This window comes from Salinimicrobium sediminis, from assembly GCF_900215295.1.
Taxonomy (GTDB): Bacteria; Bacteroidota; Bacteroidia; order Flavobacteriales; family Flavobacteriaceae; genus Salinimicrobium; species Salinimicrobium sediminis.
On sequence record NZ_OCMF01000001.1, the window covers coordinates 307,128 to 325,282 of the forward strand.

General features: G+C 43.9%; 10 protein-coding genes. All 10 read right to left on the reverse strand.

The features are described 5' to 3' along the window. Nucleotides 1-81: 81 nt before the first annotated feature. Nucleotides 82-1,782, reverse strand: a complete 1,701-nt coding sequence (locus CRO16_RS01400; RefSeq protein WP_097054564.1) for a sulfatase family protein — start codon at nucleotides 1,780-1,782, stop codon at nucleotides 82-84. 102 nt (nucleotides 1,783-1,884) lie between these two features. Beyond that, complete coding sequence (locus tag CRO16_RS01405; RefSeq protein ID WP_143544388.1) at nucleotides 1,885-3,882, reverse strand: DUF4886 domain-containing protein; 1,998 nt, start codon at nucleotides 3,880-3,882, stop codon at nucleotides 1,885-1,887. 79 nt (nucleotides 3,883-3,961) lie between these two features. Further along, nucleotides 3,962-6,232, reverse strand: a complete 2,271-nt coding sequence (gene bglX / locus CRO16_RS01410) for a beta-glucosidase BglX (protein ID WP_097054565.1) — start codon at nucleotides 6,230-6,232, stop codon at nucleotides 3,962-3,964. A gap of 32 nt (nucleotides 6,233-6,264) precedes the next feature. Next, complete coding sequence (locus CRO16_RS01415) at nucleotides 6,265-8,070, reverse strand: family 43 glycosylhydrolase (RefSeq protein WP_097054566.1); 1,806 nt, start codon at nucleotides 8,068-8,070, stop codon at nucleotides 6,265-6,267. Continuing rightward, nucleotides 8,067-8,867 (reverse strand): carboxylesterase family protein, encoded by an 801-nt coding sequence (locus CRO16_RS01420; protein ID WP_097054567.1) that lies wholly within the window; start codon nucleotides 8,865-8,867, stop codon nucleotides 8,067-8,069. The genes CRO16_RS01415 and CRO16_RS01420 overlap by 4 nt, the downstream gene beginning before the upstream one ends. Continuing rightward, nucleotides 8,857-10,233 (reverse strand): glucoamylase family protein, encoded by a 1,377-nt coding sequence (locus CRO16_RS01425; RefSeq protein WP_179670469.1) that lies wholly within the window; start codon nucleotides 10,231-10,233, stop codon nucleotides 8,857-8,859. The genes CRO16_RS01420 and CRO16_RS01425 overlap by 11 nt, the downstream gene beginning before the upstream one ends. Nucleotides 10,234-10,245: 12 nt before the next feature. Then, the gene (locus tag CRO16_RS01430) at nucleotides 10,246-11,613 is read right to left on the reverse strand and encodes a glucoamylase family protein (RefSeq protein ID WP_097054569.1); all 1,368 of its coding nucleotides are present in this window, start codon (nucleotides 11,611-11,613) and stop codon (nucleotides 10,246-10,248) included. Nucleotides 11,614-11,688: 75 nt separating this feature from the next. Next, nucleotides 11,689-13,401 carry a LamG-like jellyroll fold domain-containing protein gene (locus CRO16_RS01435; protein ID WP_097054570.1) on the reverse strand — a complete coding sequence of 571 codons (1,713 nt, stop codon included), beginning with the start codon at nucleotides 13,399-13,401 and terminating at the stop codon, nucleotides 11,689-11,691. Between the two features lie 3 nt (nucleotides 13,402-13,404). After that, the gene (locus tag CRO16_RS01440; protein WP_097054571.1) at nucleotides 13,405-14,982 is read right to left on the reverse strand and encodes a RagB/SusD family nutrient uptake outer membrane protein; all 1,578 of its coding nucleotides are present in this window, start codon (nucleotides 14,980-14,982) and stop codon (nucleotides 13,405-13,407) included. A gap of 12 nt (nucleotides 14,983-14,994) precedes the next feature. Further along, the gene (locus CRO16_RS01445) at nucleotides 14,995-17,997 is read right to left on the reverse strand and encodes a SusC/RagA family TonB-linked outer membrane protein (RefSeq protein ID WP_097054572.1); all 3,003 of its coding nucleotides are present in this window, start codon (nucleotides 17,995-17,997) and stop codon (nucleotides 14,995-14,997) included. Nucleotides 17,998-18,155 lie beyond the last annotated feature (158 nt).

Genomic DNA, 18,155 nt, shown 5'->3' on the forward strand with positions numbered 1-18,155 from the left:
TAACTATTTTGGAATTTGGTGTTGGTAAAATTGGTGCTTCAAAGTTTGTCTTGGCTCTTATTTCCTGCAGCGCAGCGGTCTTTATTTTACATTCTTCGGCACCTTCCCTGAGCCATATTTCCTTACGTAACCTTCATAATTCCGCACATCGTCATCTGCCAGGCGGGCGAAGTTGCGGTAGGCACGTTCTACCCTTTCTGGCGGTGTCTGCTCGAATTCCTTTTCGGTCACCTGGTACTGCTCCTGCAGAGAAATTAATGTCTCATGCAGCTCCTTTTGAACTTCGGCATAATCGGGATGGTCATAGATATTCTTGATCTCCCGCGGATCTTCCTGCAGGTCATACATCTCCCATTGATCGATATCATCGTAGAAATGCATGAGCTTATATCTGTCTGTCCTTACGCCGTAGTGACGTTTCACCATGTGGAATGCCGGAAAATCATAATAGTGGTAATAAATTGCATTTCTAAAATCCTTACCGCTTTCGCCTTCAGCTAGAAGACCTCTTAAAGATTTTCCCTGCATCTCTGCAGGAATTTCTGCCCCCGCAAAATCGAGGAAAGTAGGTGCAAAATCAAGATTTTGAGTTAAGGCATCGATCTCTATACCGGCAGGGATCTCTTTTGGATACTGCACTAAAAGTGGCATAGCAAGAGATTCTTCATACATGAAGCGCTTGTCAAAAAAACCTTTTTCGCCCAAATAAAATCCCTGATCTGTAGTGTAAACGATGATCGTATTTTCCATTAGACCATTCTCCTCCAGATAATCGAGGATCTTGCCCACTCCTTCATCCACAGAGGCTACGGTGGCAAGATAATCTCTCAAGTACCGCTGACCTTTCCATTCTGCCAGCTCTTTCCCTTTTAGATTGGCTTCATGAAAAGCATCATTTTTGGGTCGATAGGCATTGTCCCATATTCTTCTTTGCTCAGCAGTCATGCGGTTAAAATCACTGGTCCAAGGGTTATGAGCCAGGGAATCACTCCCTTTTTTCACGCTTAATTTAAGATCATGCCCTTCATACATATCATCATAGATGGTTTGCAACTGCTCCTGTGAAGCTATGGAACCTTCATGTTCAATAAAGTAGGTTTCGGGCAGCGGGAACTGTACGCTATCATACAAGGTAAGGTGTCTTAAGGCGGGCATCCAGTTACGGTGCGGGGCTTTATGCTGAACCATCAACAAAAAAGGCTCCTCTTTCCCGGCGTTTCTTTTGAGCCAGTCGAGACCCATTTGGGTAACAATATCTGTGGCATAGCCTTCAATTCTGGTAGTGTCGCCTTCCCTGATAAAGTCGGGATTATAGTAATTGCCCTGATCCACCAAAATGTTCCATTCATCAAATCCTTCGGGTAGACCGTGCAGATGCCACTTCCCAAAAAGGGCGGTTTGGTAGCCGACTTCTTTTAAATATTTTGGTAAGGTAGGTTGGGATCCGTCAAAAACCTCCCCGTTCATCCTGAAACCGTTAAGGTGGCTGTGCTTTCCGGTAAGGATCACGGCACGACTGGGTCCGCAGATGGAGTTGGTGCAGAAGTTGGTGTTGAACTTTGCTCCATTCTTTGCTATGCGATCGATATTTGGCGTAGGTGCCAATTTACTGAGGGGATGACCGTAGGCGCTAATGGCCTGTGCAGCATGATCATCGGTCATTATGAATACGATATTCGGCCTTTTTGCCTCCTTCGATTGTGCCTCTTTTTGACCCTTATTACAGGAAATCGTAAGCATGGTAATTACCAACAGGAAAATGGAATGAAATTGAAACTTCATCTATTCTATTTTTTGGTTCTGTATAATTCTTCTTCAGAAGAAATAGAACAAGCCGTCATAAAATGATATTTTGACGGCTATGCTCTCTATTTCATTACACTTCTATTCCGCCGGGCTTATCCTCATCGCGTTAAGGTAGAAGAAGCCGTTGTTATTGGTATTATTAGGGCCGGCTGTAACTTCAATGATAATCTCTCCGTTACTGTTAGCTTTAATTCCGGTAACACATGCAATTTCATCTGTGTTGCTGGCGGCGTCCAAAGAAGCGGTTTCAGTATTTTCACCTATTACGGTATACTGGGTTTCCCTGTTATCGGTTGCAGTTCTGGAGCCAAAAAAGCAAAATTCGTAGGTTTGATCCCCTTCAAATCCAGTTAATTTAAGAACTCCTTTCTCAATGAGCATTCCGGCCCATTCTGCTTTTGCATTTCCAAAAAAGGAAGTACCAGATACTCCTTCAGGCATATCGAAATCTGTAGTTGTGACTTTTTCGCCATTGGTATTTATCCCATTAAATCTACTTTCAACAGCCAGCTCTATCCCTGTGAATTCATTGTTGGCGTAGGTGAGGTTTGGCACCGTTGCATCCTCTAGAAAACTGCTTAAAGTATTCCATCCTGCCGTAGTAGAAGAATTTCCGAAGTTGATATATACATCATCCTCAATGATCCCATTACCGCCGGCACTCTGGTATTCGGTAAGCTCAGTGATTTCCCCGGGAGATTCCACAGCTTCATGAGCCGCATGCTGTGCGATCTCAATTTCAATGGGTGCAAATGCTTCAGGCGTATAGGAATTACCTACCACACTTTGTGAAAATAAAACTTCAAACCAGGTGCTGGCTGCAGTATAGCGGCCAATTTCATTAAGGTGATAACCATCCCTGTTGAAATTATCTCCAAGGTAGCTCGTTCTTGCATTTTGAATAGCCGTACCCGATGGAACTACTGCAAAAGCAGGTATCAGGTTCATAGCCTGGTCATAAGCATCAACAATAGCCTCATACATGGTCATTTGGTCATTGTTGTAATTGACGAATCCCGAATGAGTCGAGTTTTGAGCATAAGCCCAGGTTTGATGAAGCAGGTACTTAACATTTTCGTTATCCACCTGCTCTTCAACATAGTTGTATAGAGCCGGCAAATCCTCAACAAAGGTTTCGTACTGGCCTGAGTATTGACTTACCTGCTGAAAACTGATATAATCCCAGTTCTCATCGGCCAGGGCCGAAGCTATAGACACATCTGCAGTAGTACTTTTATTTCCGGAAACCCCAATTTTCCTGTAACTATAGCTTTCGGCATTTGCAGTTGCATTTGCCACGTGCTGTGAGAGCTCTGCACCTCCAATATAGAGATTCCCGATTACTATGTCTTCACCGGCTGCCTTTGCCAATCCGTGTAAGTAATATTCAATAGCATCTTCAGAGAAACTATTTCCTATGGCCAGAATCTTGAGAACACCATCATTTTCATTTTCTACTGTTACTGTTGTAGAGCCTACGACCTCCCCATCATCCGAAGTTATTGTAAGTTCGGTAGTTCCAACAGTTAACCCCTGAATTTCAATTTCATAGGTCTCAGGATCCGTTTCAAAGGAAATGATATCACCGGGATCAGCAGTCCAGGTATATGTTCGGCTGGGCACATCCACAAGGTTGAATTTGGGTTTTATGCTAACCTTGGATTGGGTATAAGCCGTTATACTTTCCGGCAATTCAACCTCCGTTTCCTGGATCATGTATGTTTCAATGGTTGTTGAAGCCTCCTCAGCACCATCTTCAGATCGTACTGTGACGGTAGCTGTTCCTTCCCCCACAGCTGTAACAGTAGCTTCATAGCTTCTTGAAACCGAAGACACAACTACCACACTTGAATCTGAAACCTCCCAGGTGTAATCCTGTAAAGTATTTATATCAAGTCTTGGCTTTAAAACCAGATCCTGCCCTACCTTAATACGGGCAAATTCCAGGTCAATCGCTAAGGGTCTTTTGGGCTCTTGCAAGTCATCATCACTACTACAACTCAGCAAGGGACTCGCCAGGAACAATAGTAAAAATATTGAATACAGAATTTTGGAATAGGAGGTTAGAGGTTTCATAGGATATAATTTAAGTGAACATTCAGTTGTATTTTAAGCAATGAGTATATTGAACTTTTAGCAAGTTTTCAAGACTTCTTTATTCTAACAGTGTAAAGCTTCCCTGCATCTCACAATCTGAGGTGCCGCCAACAAAGAATTCGAATTCTCCGGGTTCAGCTACATATTCGAGCTGCCCATTATAAAATTTTAGATCTTCTACAGTCACAGAAAATTTTACAGTTTTTGATTCCCCTGGTTGCAGCACTATTTTTTCAAAGGCAATAAGTTGCTTTTTTGGCGGAGTAAGACTTCTAACCTTGTCATGAATATAAAGCTGCACTACTTCCTGCCCTGCCCTTTCACCGGTATTGGTAACAGTGGTACTAATCATCAAACTGTCTCCCGGACGCAGCGTTTCGCTGTGTGCTTTGATCTTTGAATACTGGAAAGTGGTATAGCTTAAACCATGTCCAAAAGGTAAAAGCGGAGAATTGGGTACATCGAGATAGTTCGTTTTAAATTTCTGAAATTCCTCTGTGGGAGCAGGTCTTCCGGTAATTCTGGATCCGTAATAAACCGGGATCTGTCCCACATTTCTTGGCCAGCTCATGGTAAGCTTTCCTGAAGGATTTACATCTCCAAAAACAACATCGGCAATTGCGTTCCCGGCTTCCACTCCGGGGTGCCAGGCCTGTAAAATGCTTACCGGCAGTTCCATTTCTTCTGAAATATCAAGCGGGCGACCGCTCATTAGAACAAGGGCAACAGGTTTTCCTGTGGCAACAAGTTCTCTGATAAGTCTTTTTTGACTCTCCGGGATCTGAATATTGGTACGGCTGGCAGCTTCCCCACTCATCTCACTGGCTTCCCCAACCACGGCAATAACAACATCTGATGCTTTTGCCACTCTCAATGCTTCCTGAAGCAATTCATCGGGGGAGCGATCGGAAATTTCCACTTTAGGACCAAAAACATTCACCTTTTTAGCAAATACGCTGTCGTTAGTAATGTTTGCACCTTTAGCATAAGTGATTTGTGCATTTGGCGCTACATTTTTAAAACCTTCAAGTACAGGAACAGATAACTTAAAATCTCCGGTAGGAGCCCACGTACCAAGCATGTTTGACTGGTCGTTCGCCAGCGGACCAATGAGGGCGATTTTTGCCCTTTTGGACACCGGAAGTATGTTGTTATGATCTTTCAGAAACACGAAAGACTGAGTGGCTGCACGACGCGCCAGCTGACGGTTTTCTTCTGTTAGAATATCTTTTTCGGGCCTGCTGGCATCAGAATATTTATAAGGATCATCAAGAAGTCCCAGTTTATGTTTTGCTTCCAGAATTCTGCGGGCCGCAGTGGTGATCTCTTCTTCAGAAACTCTTCCTTCTTCCACAGATTTCTTCAGCGTTGTCAAAAATCCTTCTCCCACCATGTCCATATCCAAACCTGCTTTTAGCGCCATGGCCGATACATCCTGAAGGTCTCCCATTCCGTGAGCTATCATTTCATTAACTGAAGTATAATCGGATACCACAAACCCGTCAAAGCCCCATCGCTCCCTAAGCAGGTCTGTGAGCAACCACTTGTTCCCTGTTGCAGGCACTCCATCAATGTCATTGAAAGAAGTCATTACACTTCCTACCCCGGCATCTACAGCCGCTTTGTAAGGCGGCAAATATTCGTTGAACATCTTGGTGCGGCTCATATCCACGCGGTTATAATCCCTCCCTCCTTCGGGTGCACCGTACAGCGCAAGGTGTTTAACAGTCGCCATCATGGTATGAGGCTCGGTGAGATCGTCCTGCTGGTAACCCTGCACCATTGCACGGGCAATCTGTGAACCGAGATAAGCATCTTCCCCTGCCCCTTCGGCTACACGGCCCCATCTTGGGTCGCGCGAAATGTCGACCATTGGCGAAAAATTCCAGTTGATCCCATCGGCAGTAGCTTCTTTTGCCGCCACTTTTGCTGTTTCCTTAATTAATTCCATATCCCAGCTGGAAGAAAGCCCCAACGGAATAGGAAAAGTGGTTTTATAACCGTGAATAACATCAGATCCAATAAGCAGTGGGATTCCCAGGCGGGAATTCTTTACCGCCAGCTCCTGGGCCTGTCTTACCCTCTCCGGACTTGAAACTCCGAAGACCCCTCCTACATTTCCGGCTTTGATCTTGGCTTCCACGTCTTCACTCACCACAGATCCTGTGGCTATTCCCCCACCCGGGGTGAGTAGGTTGAGCTGTCCTATTTTCTCTTCTAAAGTCATTTTTTCCAGCAGGGCTTCCACCTGCGGAATTCTTTCCTGTGCCTGAAGGCCCGAAAGCCCCAGAAAAAGCAGAAATACGACGGATAGATTGAAATTTTTCATTTTTTATTCTTTAAAATTATAACTGGCTTTTCTTATTCCACTTCCTGAATTTCAGTTCTTTCTGAAATTCCATTTTGATTGAATGCTTCAATATTGAAGTAATATTTAGTACCCCGGTCAAGGTTGCGCATAAAATGTTCATTTTCGCCGTAGATCAACCATGACTGGTATAATTTATCCGGAGCTATTCCCCAGCGAATGTTGTACCCCTGGGCTCCTTTCACCGGCTCCCACTTAAAGGCGGCATCCCTTCTGTCTTTCTGCCGGTCAACCTGGAAACCCTTCACTTTAGAAGGCTTTTTTCCCAAACCTTTACCAAACACCCTGATCTCTGATAAGGCCAGGTTATTCCCCGGAACCTCCACATTGTTGTAGCGCACATATTTACCTCTCACAGGTTGATTTAAAGGCAGGTAAGCATTGGGAGCATCTTCAAAACTGTTACTTCTGTCTACAAGGGTTTTCCAGTTCTTTCCATCATTGGATACCTCTAGAATGAATCTATGTCTTAACCCCTCGGTACGAGTGTAAATACCTGCATCCTGATCATGAAAATTAAGTTGTACGGCATAAATGTCTCCCGGAGCCAGCATTTCAATTTCAACCCACTGCTCCTCATCATTGGCTTCAGCGACCCAAAAGGATTTTGGGCTTTCATCGGTCAGCACTTTTGAAATGATCTTCCCTTCGCTGTTTCTTTCCAAAGGCATCTCCTCTATGTCATAATCCCCATCTGTAGATGTGCTTTTCCTAACCTGCATCCGGGAAGAAGAAACAGTAGTATTTCCTTTATATGACAGCAACATCCATCCCGTGTGAAGTCCGGCTTTGGTAGGATGATCGGGTGAATGCAAAGGATAATCCCCGTAGCTGGTGTTGGTATACATGAGGCCTTCATCATCAAAATAAGTGGGCCACATCGCGAGGCGACGCTCCCAGTGGGAATTAGAAGCCAGGGCCATAGTCGCAAAATGCCAGTACTGACCATTGGTTTGCTTCACGGTAATTCCATGGCCTGCCCCATTGGCAAAACCTCCGGGTTTAAAACTATAGGGATTGTTCTTCATGTATTTAAACGGGCCGAGAGGAGTTTCTCCAATGTACGCAGCATCAGCATACACGTTGAATTGGGTTCCCGGGGCCGCATATTGAAGGTAATATTTCCCATCATGTTTGGTCATGGAAGCCCCTTCCATGTAACCTTCCTTTAAAGTGGGATGAAAATTATTTTCACCGAAACGTTCCCACCCGTGCTCTTCTTCCACAAGATTGATCAATTCCATTTCCACGCCTGTTTCAAGAAAACGATCATCCTTGTCCAGCATCTTTACTTTTAGCGGATGTACATTGGATGAACCCCAGTACAGATAAGCTTTCCCATCATCATCAATGAACAACTCGGAATCCTGAATATTACTGGTGATTGAAGCTGTGGGTGTCCAATTTCCGCTTTTTGGATCATCGGTATATAAAATACTTCCATATCCTGCAGGGTCACCGGCAAAATAGACCAGGGAATCCTTGTAGTTGAAAGCCGTTGGCGCATTGGAACCTTCAAAGAACCATTGCTTAGGCTTGATGAACTCCCAGTTAATCAGGTCTTTAGAATGCCAGTAGCCAAATGAACGCGTAACGAACATATAGTATTCCCCGCGGAATTCAATCACGGCAGGATCTGCACCCGAGCGATAGGAGATATTTTTACTGGAATTATAGACCATGTAGGTATAGTCGATGTCCAGCGGATTGATATAGGTCTCCGGCACTACTTCCTGCGCGTAAGTGAAAAAGCAGAAAAACAGAGCTACTAATGTGGATATATGCTTGATCTTTTTCATTTATGATTTCGTTCATTTTTTCTCTGGGCCCATAACCAGGGCAAAAGATAAGGTTCCGAAAAGGCCGAATCCCAGCTGTTGTGGTTATCATTTGGGTATAGGGATAATTTGGCATTTCCTCCATGTGAGTTGATCTCCCGTGCCATAGTTTTGGACCAGGCGGGAGGAACAACGTCATCTTTTTCTCCATGGAAGATCCAGATAGGAAAACCCACGGGATATTCCTTCACAATTGCCGGATCTGCTCCGCCGCAAATAGCAAAGGCTGCCGCGAACATTTCGGGTTGGCGGTAAATGATCTCATAGGTACCCATACCTCCCATAGATAAGCCGCCCACATAGATCCTGTTTTTATCCACATATTTTTTGGCAGAAACAGAATTCAGAAGGGCCATGACCAACTGTAGGGATGTTGTAGGCCCTTCCTCCTCCTTAAAATTAAATTCAAACGGCTTTACTTCTCGATCCACTTCCACTTTAGCCCAATAATCTTCTTTTGGAGCCTGTGGAAAAATGACAATTGCAGGAAACTTTTTTCTGACTTCCGGCTTTAGGAAAAGATCACTTCCGTGGGTTAATTGTGCAGCATTGTCATCGCCCCTTTCTCCCGCTCCATGCAGGAACAGGATGAGAGGGTACTTTTTGTTCTTCTTAAAACCTTCCGGATAAAGAATACGATATCGAAGCGTATCTCCTTCAGAAATAAAATTCTCGCGTTCGAATAGCTCCCGGTCCTGTGCTTCCACAGAAAACTGGAGTGTTAAAAATGCCAATATGAACAGGATTTTATTTTTCATAGGTAAAGCCAAGTTTTTTAAGTCCGCTCTTCACCTCCGGTGCCTGCATGAACAGATCCCAGATGAGACCGGTGCGATAATTTTCAATCATAACCACCTGCGGTCCCTGGTCGATAGCCAGATAACGATCGGCTACCCAGGGTTCACCTACCAGACTGTAGGCATCGTAAAATCCTGCAGGACCCCATAATAGATCGTGTTGGTCTTCATAGAAATGCCGGATGGCGCGCATTGATTCTTCGGGAGTATAAGGCAGAGAACTTACTGCAGCAGTGGGAGAAACTACTCCGCGGTCATTATCGGGGGAATGGGCCGTATATCCTATACTTCCATCTTCCCGGCGGGTATAACTGGCAGTTAAGCCCCAGGAATTCTCATTATAAGTTTCATAGTCTTTTGGGTTCTCCTGGCAGTAGCGGTAATTAATAAGGGAGTGATTGCGATTTAGATCCCAATAGTTAGCATATTTATCCTCGAGGCCTGTTGGATTGAGACCTAAATAAGAATAATGCGCCCAGAACAAGGGGCCTCCTTTATTTCCCCTGGTGTTATGCTTAAGGATAAGCGGGAGATCATAAGATTCTCCATAGGATTTGATATTCCCGCTTCTTGCCCATCCTTCATGGTAAACTTCCGGCTCAATGGCATGATCTGGGGAGGCTGCGGCCATCACGTAGGTAATGAGGCACTCATTATAGCCCTGGATCATAAAGTTCATTTCCCATTGATAATTAGGCGACCAGTGCCAAAAAAGTCCATTTTTTTTGTTGGTGTACCAGTTCCATTCAATGCCTTTCCACAACGCATTATATTTCTGAGCTACGGCCTGTTCTTCTGGATTTCCATTCTTTAGGTATTCCCTTACCACCAGGAATCCCTGGGCTAAAAAAGAAGTCTCCACCAGGTCTCCCCCATTATCTTTTGCACTAAAAGCCTGCGTTTCTCCTGTCTCGCCATTGATCCAGTGGGGCCAGGCACCATGGAAACGGGTAGTGCCGGCAAGAAAATCTGCTATCTTGTTTAGCCTTACAACAGCCGAATCCCGCGGAATAAATTCTCTTTCGATTCCCACAACAATTGACATCAGGCCAAAGCCGGTGCCTCCGGTAGTTACTACATGAGCATCGTTCTTTGGATAATCTCCATCGGGGTGAAATCGCTCCCTGGCCATACCCGAATTAGGTTCGGCATAGTCCCAGAAATATTTCAGGGTTTGCTTCTGAACCAGGTCCAGCAGTTCATCATCGCTAATGGTTTGGGAGATTGGAGGTTCTTCGGTCAAAATCAGTGCAGTCTCTTCAGCATTTTTGCAACTTCCGAAAGGGAAAAGCATACAAAGAAAAAGAGTCCTGTATAAAAGTTTCATGTATTTAAAGATTTATGGGGTACTGTAACTAAATCCTAATTTTTCCAAACCGGCCAAAACTTCCTCATTGCTCATAAACAGGTTCCAAAGTAAACCGGTCCTGTAATTCTCTATCATTCCAATGATGGGTCCCTGATCAATAGCTAAATATCCATCGGCAAACCAATTCCTTTCTTCAGAAAAAGCATCATAGAAACCATAAGGTCCCCACAGTTCATCTCCCAATTCTTCATAATAGTAGCGAAGTGCCTGCATGGACTCTTCGGGAGTATAAGGAAAGGAGGAGAGTGCTGCCGTGGGTGCTATGACCCCCAGGTCATTGGTGGGACTGTGAGCCGAATAGCCTTCATAGCTGTCACTTGCAGTAAGCCCCCAGGCATTTTCACCATAGCCTTCGAAGTTCTTAGGATTAGCGAGGGCGTAATTATAATGTATCAATGCATGTGCTTCGTTCTGTTCCCGGTAATTGGCATATTGATCCTCAAGTCCGTTAGGATTAAGTCCTAAAAAGGAATAATGTGCAAAGAAGAGGGGACCTCCGTAGGATGGACCGAGCGGCATTTGGATATTGTAATGGTTCCTGTTGGTGACCATATTCCCGTTTGAAGCCCAACCTGCATCATAAACTCCCTTTCCTATTGGAAAAGTTGGGGAAGAGGCCGCCAAAACATAGACAATAAGGGCCTCGTTCCAGCCTTTGACAGGCAGGTTCATTTGAAAATTGTAAGTGGGGGACCAATGCCAGTAGAGTACATTTTGGCCATTTGTATACCACGACCATTCCACTGCTTCCCATAAATCGCTTATCCTTTCACGGATAGCACTTTCTTCTTCCCCATCTCCTGAAAAGTATTGCCTGTTGATCAATAGCCCCTGCATTAGTAATGCAGTTTCTACCAGGTCTCCTCCATCATCCATGGTGCTAAAAGCAATAGTTTGAGCAGTCTCACCATTGTACCAGTGAGAAAAAACTCCGTGGTAGGTGGGCACATCTTCTAAAAAGTTGAGAATCTTATCCAGTCTTTGAACCGCATCATTTCTACTGATCCAGCCTCTTTCAACTGCAGCGGGAAAGGAAGCCAGGCCAAGACCAGTACCTCCTGTGGTCACCAATCGTGGAGACAAGCCGCCATAAGCATCGTCCTGAGACCGTTCTCTGGCCATACCGGAATTTGATTCGGCAAAATCCCAGAAATATTGAAAAGTCTGTTCCTGCACCAGGTCCAGGAGTTCTTCATCAGAAAGTTGGGGTGCCGGTTCTTCTCCGTTTCCGGGATCAGGAATGTAGGGTTCCTGATATCCGGGGCCTGAATCATCTGAACAGGCCAGGAAAAGCACCACAATATTCAGCACCGAAAAGTATTTTATCAGACTTTTCATCTTTCTACGTTTTTAAATTAGGGGAAATAACAGTCCTCAAAAATGCCTTTTTGAGGACTGTTTAAGCTTCATTTTTTATTGAGCCATATCGGCTTCTATTTCTTCCTCTGTTAAGGCTACTCTGTAAAAACGCAGGTCGTCGATGTAGCTGGTATCAGATAAATGGTTCCATTCCACAAAACGGGGAGCGCCAGACATAACAGAAACAAGATCGGCGCCTGTCCAATCCACTCCGCCCGTAACATTTGCTTCATTCACCAGGTCTCCATTGATGTAGATCCTGCTCTTGGTAGCTGTTATAACAAAAGCTATATGCACCCATTCGCCCGTGGTAGCATCTATAAGTCCGCCGTCATTCCAGTTATTACCTTCTCCATTTCCAACACTGGCTTTAATACGTTGACTTTCAGCGCTACCTTCTCTAAATAATTGAAAACCTTTTGTCAGGTTATTTTTATTAGGATCAGCTTCATTTGGTGCACTTATGGAAATTATTCCAGCCCTGTTGGGGGAAGCGTTTACTTTATACCAGAAGGTTGTTGAGAATTCATCAGTTAAAAGACCATTTGAAGGAAAGGTTAAATAAGCCCCTTCAGCCCCTGCGTATGCATTAGTACCTACCTTTCCTTCTCCTGCAAATGAGGGAGAACCTACCACGGTAATGTTGCGTCCGGTGGCTTGCTCGACGTAATCCCCGTCAAATGGAAGGTAAAGAGAAATTTCTTCGGAAGGCGGATTAACCATCATACTTACCTCTTCCGCGGTTAAGGCCGCATCAAAAATCCGAAGTTCATCTATGAGGCTTGGATCTGAGTTATGTCCCCAGCCGCTAAAATTTAAACCTGAGCCTATTACTAAATTTTCAACCCCTGTCCAGTCTATAGTAACATTGTTGAGCACCGTGGCTCTTTCTAAAACGCCATTAAAATAAATTGCTGTTCCTGATGGCGAAACTGTCAAGGTAATATGCGTCCATTCTGGCTCCACACTAGAGATATTCCCCCCATCATTCCAAATATCACTATCGCCGGTGCCTGCATTAAATTTTATTACCTGAGCATCGGCACCTGCAGCTTCCCTGAAGAGACGGAATCCTTGATTGCGATCACTGTCATCTGTAGCTGTTAATATTCCGGCTCTACCCACACTTGGATCCAATTTGTACCAGAAGGCGATGCTAAATTCATCCCCTAATTCAGGCAAAGGAATGGTGAGGTAGGAATCTGCCGCACCTTTATAGGAACCCGTACCTTCCTGCGCATCATCAGAAAATCCAGGATTTCCTGTCTGAGAAGGAGTTTCAAGGCCAATGAGTTCCATGAAGTCCTTGTTAAACGGCATATAGAAGATCTCATTTTCGAACATGGGCGAATAGGGAGGTTCCTTAGAGAAATTTACTGTTTTCTCGCTCTGCTTTCCCTCCATATCTGTTGCTCTTACAGTAACAGTATGTTCCCCAATGGGAAGTCCTTCAAAAGTGACCTTTTTGAGAGCTATCCTATAGTCGGTAAAGTCGGAAAAGGTAGCCACCTGTTCTCCATTAACAAGCACCACTATTTCCTGAAGCTCAATATCATCTTCAACCTCCAAATCAATGGTGATGTTCGACAATTCTTTTGGTTCATTGATCACCGTGCCTTCCTGCGGATATTTAATATTAATTTCTGGCGCTCCCTCATCCTGTCCGGGTTCAATTTTGGTTATGGGATCAATTCCTTCGCGCTCACAGCCTGCAAGAATGAACAGGAAAGCAAGAATACTTATATAATTTAATTTAAAGCTTTTCATTTTTTACCGGTTTAAGGTTGAAAGTACATTGTTCATGGCAGTATTTCTATCTACCTCTGTCGCCTCCAGGGGCAATGCATCCACCTGTGCCTGTGGATAAGGTAAATATTCATCAGCGGCAGTGAAAGTTCTGCCGTCATAGCTCAGTTCATTATAGTTGTCCAGACGAATCATATCATAGTAACGAATACCCCATTCCATAGCGAGTTCGGCAAATTTCTCATCCAGCACATCCTGTGTAGTCACGCCGGACAGCGCAGGCATATCTGCTCTTTCCCTAACCAGATTAACAGCTTCTGTAGCCGTCATTGCAGTTCCACTCGCACCTCTTGTAAGAGCTTCAGCATACATTAAAAGGATTTCGGCATATCTTATTATGATAAAATTTTTACCTCCTCCATAACTGTTGCGGCCTTCCGTTAACTGAATGCTTGGCAGGTAATGTTTACCACTGGCAAAATCTGCCCTTACATAGTTATTGATCACATCTCCGGAAGGAGTAACATTACTCACAAATCCGGGTACGGTATAACCTTCCGCTCTGATAGCATTAATTCCGTCAGGGGTAAATAAAACGCTGGTTTGCAGCCTAACAGTTTCATTCCTGTCCAGCATAAAACCAATAAATTTCATGCTGGGTTCATAGAATCCCCATCCTGAGGAGGCATTTGCCCTTGCCGGGGTCCAGTTTTGCGGACCAAAAGGGTCGTAATTATGGTAGAATTCTCCTCCAGATGCCGTTCCATAATCTGAATATTGTAATTCCCATAGACTTTCATTGCTCAATTCCCCCGGCTTTTTAAAGAGTTGGTAGAAATCGGGGTACAGAGAAAAAAGACCTGAACTTATGATTGCTCCTGTAGCATCTGCCACTCCCTGATAATTTTGAAGCTCCTGTTGTGCCATTGCCTTCAATGCATATGCAGTGTACCTTGTAATTCCTCCGGTAAGATCGGGACGCTGATTAGGTCTCATATCCGGCAGATGAGGTATAGCCTCATCCATTTGATCTGAGATAAACTGCATTACCTCTTCTTTTGTAGCCACACCTTGCTCAAGTTCAGCTTCGGGTTGGTTTGAAGTGATGATGAAAATATCTTCCCAGGTCCTGGCCAGGTTCAGGTGAAGCCAGGCTCTGATCACCTGAATTTCTGCAACATATTGCTGCCCACGTTCAAAATCTGCTTCATTGGCAAACTCCATAAAGTTCTCGATCTGGAGAATGGCCGTGTTCATATTGATTACATCATTATAATGAGAATTCCACACCTGATTGTACATCCAGAAATCCTTGTTATAATTAAAGAGATCGGTCTCGGCATAAAGAGGCTGGTCACCAAGACCTCCCGCATTCACATCATCACCTCTTACTCCCAGAAGTAAAGGCTCTTCCCAACCGAGGGAACTTATTTCTGAATATGCTCCAATTAAAGGTTCGACCATTTGGCTGGCATCGGTATAGTCAATGTCTCCTGTATTAAGCTGTCCCTCCTGAGAGTCCAATTTATCGGAACATGAACTTAACACCAGCGCGAAGGCCAGTGCGGAGAGGCGGATAAATATATTTTTTGAGATTTTCATTTCGTCTGTAAATTAAAATTTCACATTAACTCCTACTGTATATATAGAAGGTACGGGGTAAGTTTGTCTGTCTACTCCATCGGACACTTCAGGGGTAAATCCATTGTAGTCGAAGAAAGAGAATGGTCTTTCAGCAGTCAAATAAACCCTGGTCCAGGGCATGTTTTCATTATCCATAGTGTATCCAAACTGGATATTCTGGATCCTGAAAAAATCACCGTCTTCAACCCAGAAGTTACTTAACCGCTGGTTCCAGGCCTTTCGCATTCCTGCGGAAGAAGGGTAAATATTACTTGTCCCTTCCCCATGCCATCTGTTCACGGCAAGATCTGCATCCATATTGGTATCATTGGTGAAAATAATCTCCCCTCTTCTTCTGTTAAGGATCTTGTTACCTGCCTGTCCGTAAAAGTTCATTGAGAAATCAAATGCCTTATAATTCATTGCGATGTTTCCTCCGTAAGTGATATCAGGTAAAAAGGATCCAAGGATCACCCTGTCCTCATCATTAATAGCTCCGTCTCCGTTTTGATCCCGGTAAATTAAATCTCCCGGAACAAGATTATTAGCTACAGCAATAGGGTCTGCATCGATCTGGGCCTGATTTTGATAAACTCCCAATCTTTCATACCCGTAAAATGCAAAAAGAGGACCGCCTTCTATAGTTCTTTGCCTGAATTCTGCTGAACCGGCGTCAAGATAACCACGTTGGTCTTCTATTTCTGTAGCTTCATTCTCCAAAGTGGTAAAATTAGCACCTACAGAAAACTGAAAATCATTTCCAATTGAGCCACTGTAATTAGCGCTGAGTTCCAGACCCTGGTTTCTTATCACTCCTGAATTTCGGTCAACGCTGCGGTCAACTATAGGAATATATACTGGCAGAATAGCGTTTTCTGTATCTCTTATATAGTAATCTGCGGTAACTGCAAGTCTGTTCTCAAGAAGTTCCAGATCCACACCAAAGTTCATCTCCTCAATGACTTCCCAGGTATTATTAGAGAATACACTTGTAGAGGTAATCCCGGTTCGCGGTTGATCTCCAAAGGGAACAGAAACTACAGTAATGGTATTTGAACCTGCACTGGCTGCAACATTGTCATTCCCAAGTTTACCCCAGGCAGCTCTGAACTTCAGGAAATCGACAACTCCCACGTTATCCATAAATGCTTCTTCAGAAAGCACCCAACCAATACCTACAGATGGAAAATATCCCCATGGATCCAGAGTGAATTTCGAAGAACCGTCTGCTCTGAATGTTCCATAAAGTAAATACCTGTCTAAGTAATTATATGAAATCCTTCCGAAGTAAGACATTCCGTAAAACCTGCGGCCAATTTCACTTACATTATCATTAAAAGATTCCGGATCGGCAAAATCAAGATACCAACTGGACTCAAATCTTATCCCTGCAATATTTCGTCCTGTAGCCGAAAAATTATTTGAAGCCTCATCTCTAAAAGAGGTTCCTGCCATGGCTGTGAATCTGTGCTCCCCAATCTGATCCTGATAGGTTAATACGTTATCCCAGTATTGATTTGAGAAAGTGTTATTAGCCCTGCGAATTGCCGATTGCACCTCTGTTGTAAATCCAAGATTATAAGGTAAGGTAACGTACCTCTCTTCCAGAGCAGTTAAGTTATGACTGTAAGTGGTTTTAAAATCCAGCTTATCTTCAATTATGTCATACTGAAAATCAAGTGTAGCCAGTAACTTTCTTATTTTGATCCTGTTTTCATTGAAATCCATAACCGGGAAGGGGTTTTGAGGACTTCTATATCCAAGGCTTCGTGCATTGGCATATTGTATTGGAGTAGCATCTGTATTAGAAGGATCAATAATGGGAAGAATAGGGACAGCAAAGTAAGCATTAAACCAGGCTGCATTTTCGGGAGCGTACTTGGTAGCGTTACTAAATACAAGGTTAACCCCTGTTTTGAACCTGTCAGTAATATCCACATCCATTTTAGAACGGATATTGAATCTTTCATATTCGTTCTTCATATCCAGGATACCTTCCTGTGAGAAGTAGTTAGTTCCTACAGAATAGGTAACGCTTTCTCCGCCTCCTGAAACTCCCACACTATGGCTTTGAATAATTCCCTCTCTTAAAATCTCATCATACCAATCGGTATTCACAGCTGGAATATTTGGATTTATTCTACTGCGGCCAAACCTTTGCATGGCATTCAAAACAAACTGAATGTCGGCCGTAGAACCAGACTCATAAGCCATGGTGGTAAATTGTTCGGCATTGGCCATTTGTACGATATCCTGCGCCCTTTGAATACCCGTGTAACCGTCATATTCAAATTGTGGCTTTTGGTTGCGTCGTCCAGACTTGGTTTCAATGATGATAACCCCGTTGGCGGCTCTTACACCATAAATAGCTGAAGAAGAAGCATCCTTTAAAACATTGATAGACTTGATATCTTTGGTACTCAGAAAATCGATATTGTCATATAGGGCACCGTCAACCACATAAAGTACGTTGGTTCCACTGGTATAAGTTCCCAGTCCACGCACCCTAACATTTGGAGAGTCACCTGGAGAACCAATGGCAGTGATCTGCACCCCCGCAACCTTACCCTGTAAAGATTGCATCACATTTGAGGTAGGAGTCTTTTCGATCTCCTCTGCCTGGATACTTACAATAGAACCTGTGAGGTCGGCCTTACGTTGTGTACCGTAACCGACAACCACAACTTCATCAAGAGTTGCAGCATCTGTTTCGAGGGTAATGGCATAATCATCGGCATCCACTACAGGTAACTCCTGCGGCTGGAATCCCAAAAATGTTATACGGAAGGTGTCTCCTTCCACCACTCCCTCAAGAGTAAATTTTCCGTCAAAATCTGTAATGTCAAAAATTTCCTTTCCAATGACCTTGACTTCTGCTCCGGGTAAGGGCATCCCATCTGGGTCAACCACAGTTCCCGTAATTGTTTTTGGTTGCTGAGCATAAGCCACCGTCGTAAGGAGCAATGCAAATAGCGCTAGTAGTTTAATTTTCATGTGGTAAATCGTTTACAAATTGTTAGTTAAAGTACTTTACTGACTCTAATTCACGAAAACGATGTAGTACACAATTGCTACATCAACAGTCTTCATCCCGTAATTTACTCATTTTAAAAACATTAAACCCGATTTGAAGTATCATTCAGAGTGTTAAA